Here is a 344-nt window from a genome sequence, read left to right as displayed (position 1 = left end):
GCCCCACAGGAGCAATTTACGGCCCGCTGCTACTTTCAATAGCTGTTCGTTCACCTGGAAGGTGCCGTGGGCAAAGACCTGCTGGAAGGTCGCGCCCTGGAACTGGGAATTACGATGGAAACCGTCGTCGCTCAGCTTGCCGCCCTGGAACCCATTGGGGTAGTTGCCCTGGGGAACATAGCCTTCCTTCTGGGTGTAGTCGTACCAGGTCTTGGCCTGTACGAAGAGGCCGTAGTTCTTGTATTGCAGGTTGAAGTCACCGATGGCTTTGACCACGGAGGAAACCACTTCGCCGCCGTCATAGTTCAGGTTGCCGTCATCGGAAACCGCCGATCCTGCGGTAC

General features: G+C 57.3%; 1 protein-coding gene. It reads right to left on the bottom strand.

Features of this window, described 5'->3' with window-relative positions; genetic code table 11:
* On the bottom strand, positions 1 to 344 hold a 344-nt coding region (locus A3754_RS00285), incomplete at both ends, for a DUF1302 family protein (protein ID WP_156496624.1).

The sequence above is a fragment of the Alcanivorax sp. HI0083 genome (assembly GCF_001635175.1).
Note: the sequence above shows the minus strand (reverse complement) of the source record. Positions and strands in the feature narration are given on the sequence as shown.